Annotated in this window: 10 protein-coding genes; 8 read left to right on the top strand and 2 right to left on the bottom strand. The window is 65.0% G+C overall.

Annotated elements, in window-relative coordinates; translation table 11 throughout:
* The first annotated feature begins 83 nt into the window (after positions 1 to 83).
* The gene (locus tag QZ653_RS14415; protein ID WP_296421155.1) at positions 84 to 875 is read left to right on the top strand and encodes an enoyl-ACP reductase; all 792 of its coding nucleotides are present in this window, start codon (positions 84 to 86) and stop codon (positions 873 to 875) included.
* On the top strand, positions 872 to 1,669 hold the full coding sequence (locus QZ653_RS14420; RefSeq protein WP_296421111.1) for a metalloprotease: 798 nt from the start codon (positions 872 to 874) through the stop codon (positions 1,667 to 1,669). Before QZ653_RS14415 ends, QZ653_RS14420 begins: the two co-directional genes overlap by 4 nt.
* Positions 1,670 to 1,777: 108 nt before the next feature.
* Here QZ653_RS14420 and QZ653_RS14425 read toward each other — a convergent pair whose 3' ends face one another.
* Positions 1,778 to 2,215, bottom strand: coding sequence for an FKBP-type peptidyl-prolyl cis-trans isomerase (locus tag QZ653_RS14425; RefSeq protein ID WP_296421112.1), 438 nt, complete (start codon positions 2,213 to 2,215; stop codon positions 1,778 to 1,780).
* A gap of 150 nt (positions 2,216 to 2,365) precedes the next feature.
* On the opposite strand from QZ653_RS14425, the gene QZ653_RS14430 reads away from it, so the two are divergent.
* The 5 genes from QZ653_RS14430 to QZ653_RS14450 all read left to right on the top strand — a co-directional run bounded on the left by QZ653_RS14430 (position 2,366) and on the right by QZ653_RS14450 (position 6,900).
* Complete coding sequence (locus QZ653_RS14430; RefSeq protein WP_296421114.1) at positions 2,366 to 3,043, top strand: haloacid dehalogenase type II; 678 nt, start codon at positions 2,366 to 2,368, stop codon at positions 3,041 to 3,043.
* Positions 3,043 to 3,867 carry an alpha/beta fold hydrolase gene (locus QZ653_RS14435; protein ID WP_296421142.1) on the top strand — a complete coding sequence of 275 codons (825 nt, stop codon included), beginning with the start codon at positions 3,043 to 3,045 and terminating at the stop codon, positions 3,865 to 3,867. Before QZ653_RS14430 ends, QZ653_RS14435 begins: the two co-directional genes overlap by 1 nt.
* Positions 3,868 to 3,887: 20 nt before the next feature.
* On the top strand, positions 3,888 to 4,844 hold the full coding sequence (locus tag QZ653_RS14440) for a threonine/serine dehydratase (protein ID WP_296421144.1): 957 nt from the start codon (positions 3,888 to 3,890) through the stop codon (positions 4,842 to 4,844).
* Positions 4,845 to 4,925: 81 nt separating this feature from the next.
* Positions 4,926 to 6,152, top strand: a complete 1,227-nt coding sequence (locus QZ653_RS14445; protein WP_296421146.1) for an endonuclease/exonuclease/phosphatase family protein — start codon at positions 4,926 to 4,928, stop codon at positions 6,150 to 6,152.
* Complete coding sequence (locus QZ653_RS14450) at positions 6,139 to 6,900, top strand: alpha/beta fold hydrolase (protein WP_296421148.1); 762 nt, start codon at positions 6,139 to 6,141, stop codon at positions 6,898 to 6,900. The genes QZ653_RS14445 and QZ653_RS14450 overlap by 14 nt, the downstream gene beginning before the upstream one ends.
* A gap of 49 nt (positions 6,901 to 6,949) precedes the next feature.
* Here the strand turns inward: QZ653_RS14450 and QZ653_RS14455 are convergent, their stop codons facing one another.
* Complete coding sequence (locus QZ653_RS14455; protein WP_296421150.1) at positions 6,950 to 7,330, bottom strand: hypothetical protein; 381 nt, start codon at positions 7,328 to 7,330, stop codon at positions 6,950 to 6,952.
* A 109-nt stretch (positions 7,331 to 7,439) separates the two neighbouring features.
* Between QZ653_RS14455 and QZ653_RS14460 the strand changes: the two genes are divergently transcribed.
* On the top strand, positions 7,440 to 7,991 hold the full coding sequence (locus tag QZ653_RS14460) for a TetR/AcrR family transcriptional regulator (protein ID WP_296421152.1): 552 nt from the start codon (positions 7,440 to 7,442) through the stop codon (positions 7,989 to 7,991).
* Positions 7,992 to 8,244: the final 253 nt, after the last annotated feature.

Below are 8,244 nucleotides of genomic sequence, written 5' to 3' on the forward strand. Positions count from 1 at the left end.
CCAACCACAACCACGCCCACCCCAACCTTGACCCGCCCCCCAATTCCGGCGCAAAGGTTAACCCAACAGGCGGAGTGCACAGTATGACCATCGACATGACCGGAAAACGTGGCCTTATCATGGGGGTCGCCAACGACCGCTCCATCGCGTGGGGCATCGCCTCCGCCATGCACCGCGCAGGCGCAGAGCTTGCGTTTTCCTATCAGGGTGAAAGCCTTCTGAAACGTGTGGGGCCGCTGGCCGAAAGCACCGGCAGCGATTTTATGGTTGAAGCAGACGTGACCGACGCGGCCTCCATGGACGCCTGCTTTGCCGCCCTCAAGGACCGCTGGGGCAGCCTCGATTTCGTCGTCCACGCCATCGCCTATTCCGACAAGAACGAACTGACCGGCCGCGTGTCCGACACCAGCCGCGACAACTTTGCCCGCTCCATGGACATCAGCTGTTACAGCTTCATCGACGTGGCCCGCCGCGCCCGTGACCTGATGCCAAACGGCGGCACCCTGCTGACCCTGACCTATGAGGGCAGCCAGCGCATCACCCCCAACTACAACGTCATGGGCGTGGCCAAGGCCGCACTGGAAAGCGCCACCCGCTATCTGGCCGCCGACCTTGGCCCCGATGGCATCCGCGTCAACGCCATCTCTCCCGGACCGATGAAAACACTCGCCGGGGCCGCCATCGCAGGTGCACGCCGCACCTTCCGCTACGCCGAAGAAAACGCCCCGCTGCGCCACAACGCCACGCTTGAGGCCGTGGGCGGCACCGCCGTCTACCTCGCCTCCGACGCAGGCGCCTGCACCACCGGTGAGATTATCCACGTGGACAGCGGGCTGCACGTGATGATGATGCCCGCGCTGGACAATCTGGGGTGAGCCCCACCGTCACCGTCCTGCTGGCCCTTGCCTGCTGCTACGGCACCTATCTGATCCTGCGGGGCGGCTGGACATCGCGTCTGCGCACGACGATCCTCGGGCTTGATCCCAAGGGTCTGGGCATCTCTGCCCTCGCCGTTATCGCCGCATGGTTTCTGTTCGGGCCCGTGTTCGGCATGTCCCTGATCATCACCGTCGTGATCCATGAATTCGGCCATGTGGCCGCCTACCGCGTCATCGGCCACCACGATGCCAACTTCCGTCTGGTCCCGCTGTTGGGCGGCTACGCGATCTCCTCGCGCGCGCCCTCCACTCAGGAAGAACAGGTCTTCGTGTCGCTCATGGGGCCTGCCATCTGTCTGGCCCCCATGGTGCTGGCCTATGCGCTGATCCCGCTTGCCGTCATAAATGCGCCCGATCTGGTCTACCCGCTGGCCGTCTTCGCCTCTGTCAACGGGGCGTTGAACTTTCTCAACCTCGTGCCGATCTGGCCGCTGGACGGGGGCCGCCTGACGTCCACGATTTTCACCGCCATCAACGACAAACTGCCATTTTACATCTTCGGCGCGTTCACCGCCATCATCGGGCTGGTGGCCGTGCTGAACCAACGCATCTTTTTGCTCTTCATCGTGCTCATGGGCGTCCAGCACATCATCCAAACGCGCGGCATCGACGGCACGGCACCCTATGCGCGCATGTCCAGACCCCGTGCCTACCTCAGCCTCGCCGCATGGGTCTTCACCGCCGCTGCGTTTTTCCTCGGCGGCCTCAACACCCTCATCCGCTTCATCTGACCTGCATAAAACGCAAACGGGGAACCACCGTCCCCCGCTTCTTTGGTTCAAAAATATGCAAAATCCGACCGAGGCCCCACACTCAAACGGGGCCGGTTGCGCGCCGCCTCAGGCGGCCTTGATCGACACCACTTCAATCGCAAACGTCAAATCCTTGCCCGCCAGCATGTGATTGGCGTCCAGCGTCACTTCGCTGTCGGACAAGTCCACCACTGTCACCGGCATCGCGTGCTGGCCGTCCTGGCTTTGCATCTGCAAGGTCAGGCCCAGCTCCAACGGAATATCCGCCGGAATCTGCTCGCGGGGGATCGCCTGACGGTTGGCGGGGTTGATCTCCCCATAGGCTTCGGCACAAGGGATCTCGACGACCTTCTTGTCACCCACAGCCATGCCCGGCAACGCCTTGTCCAGCCCCGGAATGATCTGTCCCGACCCCACGACAAACTCCAACGGCTCCCGGCCCTCGCTGCTGTCAAAGGTGCTGCCATCGGCCAAAGTGCCGGTGTAATGAATGGCGACCGTGTCGCCCGATTTGATCTCGCCCATGGAAATATCCTCGCTTGATTTGTCCGGCACACCCCCGTGGCCGCGCCTGTCGGTCCCCCGCCTAACAACCGCGCGCCCGACATGCAAATGCGCCCCTTTCCAACGCGCCCACCCCATGCAAAGCTGACCCCAACAGCAAAGGGCACCCCCATGACCATCACCACCTGCATCTTCGACGCCTATGGCACCCTGTTCGACGTGGACGCCGCCGCACGTGAGGTCGCCAAGGAACCCGGTCAGACACAGTTCGCCGCCGTCTGGGGCACCTTGTCCAAGGACTGGCGCGCCAAACAGCTTGAATACACCTGGCTGCGCGCGATCGGCGGGCGTCACATCCCCTTCTGGCAGGTGACACAAGACGCCCTCGACTGGGCGATGGAAAACAACGGCCTGCGCGACAACGCCCTGCGCGCCCGTCTGCTGGCGGTCTACAAGGAATGCCCCGCCTTCCCCGAGGTCCACGCCATGCTCAAGGCGCTGAAAGACAAAGACGTCAACATCGCCATCCTCTCCAACGGCAACCCCGACATGCTGGTCCCCGCCGTGCGCTCCGCCGGGATCGGGGAATACCTTGACGATGTTCTGTCTGTGGAAGACGCAGGCATCTACAAACCCCACACCTCTGTCTACGATCTGGTCTGGGACCGCTTCGATGTCCCCCAGACGGAGGTGCTCTTTGCCTCCTCCAACGGATGGGACGCCGCAGGGGCCGCCGGTTACGGCTTTGCCACCGTCTGGGTAAACCGCGCAGGTGCCCCGCAGGACCGGCTCTGGGCTGCCCCGCACCGCACCCTCAAAGACCTGAAAACCATCCCCGATCTGGTCTGATGCCGCGCTTTACGACCACGGACGGCACCCCCCTGCACTACACCGACGAAGGTGCCGGCCTGCCCGTGCTGGCCCTCGCAGGCCTCACCCGCAACACCGCCGACTTCGATCACGTGGCCCCGCACCTGCTGGCCATGGGTATCCGCCTGATCCGCATGGATTACCGCGGGCGCGGCCAGTCCGACTGGGCCGATCCCGCGACCTACACCATCCCGCAAGAGGGGGCCGATGCGCTGGCCCTGCTCGACCACCTGCGGCTCGACAAGGCCGCGATCCTCGGCACCTCCCGTGGCGGCCTCATCGCCATGGTGCTGGCCGCCACCGCCAAGGACCGCCTTCTGGGCGTGGCCCTCAACGACATCGGCCCCGAAATCGCGCCCGCAGGCCTCAGCGTCATCAAGAACTACATCGGCCGCAATCCGGCGCAATCCACGCATGAGGAGGCCGCAGCCTTCCGCGCCCGCGCATGGTCCCACTTCAAAGGCGTCCCCCACGACCGCTGGCTGGCCGAAGTCCGCAACCACTACGATGAAACCGACGCAGGGCTGGTCATCAAATACGACCCCCGCCTGCGCGACGCCGTGCTGGGGGACGGCGCCCAACCCGCCCCCGACCTCTGGCCGCTTTACGACGCCATGGCAGGCCTGCCGCTGGCACTGCTGCGCGGTGACGCCTCCGACCTGCTGACGCAATCCACGTTTGAGGCCATGCGCAACCGCCGCCCCGACGCCCACGCAGCCACCGTCTTGGGGCGCGGCCATGTGCCGTTTCTGGATGAACCCGAATCCCTCTCCACCCTCAAGGACTGGATCACCGACCTATGAGCGACGCTTGCACCATCCACATGATCCGCACCGCCGCCCGGCGCATCGCAGGCCACGCGCGGCGCACGCCGCTGCTGTCGTCCCCGTTCCTCGATGATCTGGCCGGTCGGCGCATCTTGGTGAAACCGGAATGCCTGCAACACACCGGCAGCTTCAAATTCCGCGGCGCGTTCAACGCCCTCGCCGCGATGGACGACGCCACCCGCGCCCGCGGCGTCATCGCCTTCAGCTCTGGCAACCATGCGCAGGGTGTGGCCTATGCGGCCAAACTCCACGACACCTCCGCCGTCATCATCATGCCGTCGGACGCGCCCCAACTGAAAATCGACAATACCCGCGCATTGGGGGCGGACGTCATCCTCTATGACCGCGACACCGAAGACCGCGACGCCATCGGCGCGCGCCTCAGCACCGACCGCAACCTGACCCTTATCAAACCCTTCGACGACCCCAATGTCATCGCAGGCCAGGGCACCACAGGGCTTGAAATTGCCGAGGACGCGAACGCGCTTGGCATCGAAAACGCCGACGTTCTGGTGTGTTGCGGCGGCGGCGGCCTGACCTCCGGCATCGCTCTGGCGCTCGCGGCGGACGCCCCCACCCTACGCGCGCGCCCCGTGGAACCCGCAGGCTTTGACGACGTGGCGCGGTCTCTGGCCACGGGCGCGATCCAGCGCAACAACGCCACCTCCGGCAACATCTGCGACGCGATCATCACGCCCCAGCCGGGCGATCTGACATGGCCGATCCTGCACCGTCTTTGCGGCCCCGGCCTGTCCGTCACCGAAGACCAATGTCTCAGCGCCATGGCGCAGGCGTTCCTGCGCCTCAAACTGGTGGCCGAACCCGGCGGGGCCGCCGCACTTGCCGCCGCGCTCCATTCAGACGACATCGAAACCGACACCGTCATCGTCACCATCTCCGGCGGCAACGTCGACCCCGCCATGTTCGCCCGCGCCCTTGACACCCTGCGCTGACGCCCCCCTTCATCTTGGCCCATACAACTCCCGCCGGAGGCATCCGACCCACGCCTCGGCCACCCACGCGAAAGGTTTCCCATGACCCGTTTCACCATCGCCAGCTTTAACGTCAAAAATCTCATCGGGGCCGATCAGGAATACTACAAATACCAATCCTACACACCTGAGGAATACGCCTGGAAAGAGGCATGGCTGGCCGACCAGATCCTCACCATGGACGCCGACATCGTGGGCTTTCAGGAAATCTTTGACGAACCCACCCTGCGCGCCGTGATTGATGAAGCCGACGCCATGGGCACCGCCGCCAACACTGCCAACATCCCCGATGCGTCCAAACGCTACCACCGCAAGGCGATTTTCCGCAAACTGGCCTACACGCCCTATTTCGGGGCAGGCGGCACAGGCGCACTGGCCGTGGCCCCCAACGTGGCCGACGGCGAACCCGGCCAACGCCGCCCCGGCGTGGCGATCCTGTCGCGCCTTGGCTTTGCCGAACCGCCCGAGGTCCTGCAGGACCTCCCCGACCCCCTCGACATCCCGTTCTCGCGCCTGCGCGGCACCACCGAAGGCGAGGACGGCGCAGGCTTCTTTCGCATCCGCCGCCTCAGCCGCCCGATCCTCAAGGCCCGCATCCCCGTGGGCGACCAGATTGTGACCGTCTTCAACTGCCACCTGAAATCCAAACTGGGCGAACACATCACCCCGCGCGGCGCGTCCCGATCCCCGGCCGAGGACCTCACCAACTACGACCCCGCCGCCCGCGCCCTGGGCTCCCTGCGCGCCGCCCTGCGCCGCATGGCCGAGGCCTGGATCCTGCGCCGCGAAATCATCGAGGAACTGGGCGAAGGCAACCCCGTCATGGTGCTGGGCGATTTCAACGACAGCGAACATTCCGTCAGCTCTGAAATCATCTCCGGCGAGGTCCCCTTCAAAAACTACGCCTGGATGCTGCGCCACGACGCCAAACACCGCTCGGACCGCTACACCGACGCCGAAAACGACCAGATTCAGGAAGACATCGACCGCGTCCGCCTGCATTCCGCCGAACGCCTCTTCGTGCGCAAATCCGCCCGCGATATGGTCTATACCTCGGCCTTCGGTGGCGTCTTCGAATCCATCGACCAGATCTACATGTCGCGCCACTTCCACCCCGACAATCCGGCCAAAATCGGTGAGATGGAGTATTTCTCCGTCCTCAACGACCACCTCACCGACGGCTCCCACCCCGAGGCGCCGTATAACAAACTCGCCTCCGACCACGGCCAGATCATGGCCCATATGGTGATCGGCGATGCGCAGGATTGACACCCGGGGGGCGACACTGGCCGTGCACGACACGGGCACCGGCCCGCCTGTGGTGCTGCTCCACGGCCTCGGACTGGACCACAGCATCTTTGACGCATTGTGCGCACATCTGCCCCACCACCGCATAATCCGGCCCGACCTGCGCGGTCACGGGGCCTCGTCGGTGCCGCCCGCACCCTATGCCATGGGCGCGATGACGGGCGACGTGGAACAGGTCCTCGACGCGCTTGAGGTCCGTGACGCGGTGGTGCTCGGCCTCAGCCTCGGGGGGATGATCGCACAGGCGCTGGCCATCAAACGGCTCGATCTGGTGCGCGGCCTGTGCCTGGTGTCCACCGCTGCCAAAATCGGCCAGCCGGGACAGTGGCACGACCGCGCGGCCCTCGCCCTGTCCGGGGGCATGACCGCCGTGCTCGATGCGTCCCTCAAACGCTGGGGTGGGCCGGATGCACCTGCCGCGCGCACGGCCTTTACCACCACCGATCCACAGGGCTACGCCGGCGGCTGTGCCGCCATCGCCGGCACCGATCTCTATACCCCAACCAGCGGGCTGCGCCTGCCCACGCTTGGAATAGCCGGCGACCGCGACGGCTCCACCCCACCCGATCTGGTGCGCGAAACGACCGGTCTGATCCCCGGCAGCGACTTTGCCCTGATCCGCGGCGCGGGCCACCTGTGCCCTGCGACCCACCCTGCGGATGTGGCCCGTCACCTGTCCGCCTTCCTCAGCCGGATCGGCCACGTCTGAACGGCCTGCGCCCGCACCCCCCAAACCGCCTCACCTCAGGGCGAGGCGGCTACGCGGCGGCCCTGCCTTGCAAATACAGAACCCGCGCCGCAAAGGCACACAGACCGATGCTGCCCGTCGCAAGTGTGAAAACCACCCAAGGCAGCGGGCGCACACCCACCGCGCGCGCGGCCGGCACCAGCCAGATCAACGCCATTCCGACAGCCAACACTAAATCCATCCAGATCTGGTTGCCCCAGGCATTGCGGACATGCTCCGTCCAGAACCCCAAAGGCCCTTCCGTCACGACGGCAAAGACGGACCATGCCGCGAACCCCGCCGACAAACTGGCCGGTACGATCCAGCTCACCGGACGCCGCGCGACCAAAGCAAACACAAGTCCTCCAAGGATCACCGCCGCGATCACCGGCACAATATCAAACAGGGTCATTGGCCCTCCCTCTCAACACTGCTAAAAATGTAGTACCTGCTACATACCGCAAATGTAGCGACCGCTACAAGGAGAATTTCATGCGTCCCCCAGAACAACGGCCCACCCCATGACCACCAAGACAGACAACTGGCTCGGCGCAATGGCCGATCACGTGCTTGAACACGGGTTGAACACCGCATCCCTGCGCCCGCTGGCAAAGGCCGCAGGCACCTCGGACCGCATGTTGATCTATCACTTCGGCAACAAGGACGGGGTAATCGCGGCCCTGCTGACGCATCTGGCCCAGCGCTTCACCGACGCGCTGGACGCAAACAGCACCGCCACTGTCGCCACTCACGCAGACCTTGTGGCAGACGTCATTGCGTTTCAGCGTCGCCCCGAAATGGCAGGTTTCCTGCGGGTCTGGTTCGACATTGTCGCGGCCTCCGCCCATGGCCAATCGCCCCATATCCGGACCGGCCAACAGATCATCGCAGGCTTTGTGGACTGGATCGCCGCGCGTCTGCCCAAGGACGACCCGACGCCGCATAAAACCGCCAAATCCCTCCTGACAGTGATCGAAGGCATGGCCGTGATGGATGCGCTGGGGCAGTCGGATCTGGCGGATGCCGCGCTCGCCACGTTGCTGTTGCCGGGCGAAAACCACCACAGCCGATGAAACCCTGGCGATGAGCGTCGTTCCGGCCAGCAACAGATGGCCCGGTCCGGACAAAATGACACCACACCAATCGTCACCAGCCGTAGCAATACGCCCGCGCCCCGTGGACTTTCGTCCACGAAATCCCCCCGATCCCCCTCCCCACGCCATTCCACCACAGCCGTTAACTTTAACGCGCCTGCCCGTGCCCTGCCACACCGCCGCCCTCCGTGATCCCTCACGGCCATTCCCCTCGGGCCATTAACCTTAACGC

The sequence above is a fragment of the Pseudooctadecabacter sp. genome, assembly GCF_020627745.1.
Classification (GTDB): domain Bacteria; phylum Pseudomonadota; class Alphaproteobacteria; order Rhodobacterales; family Rhodobacteraceae; genus Octadecabacter.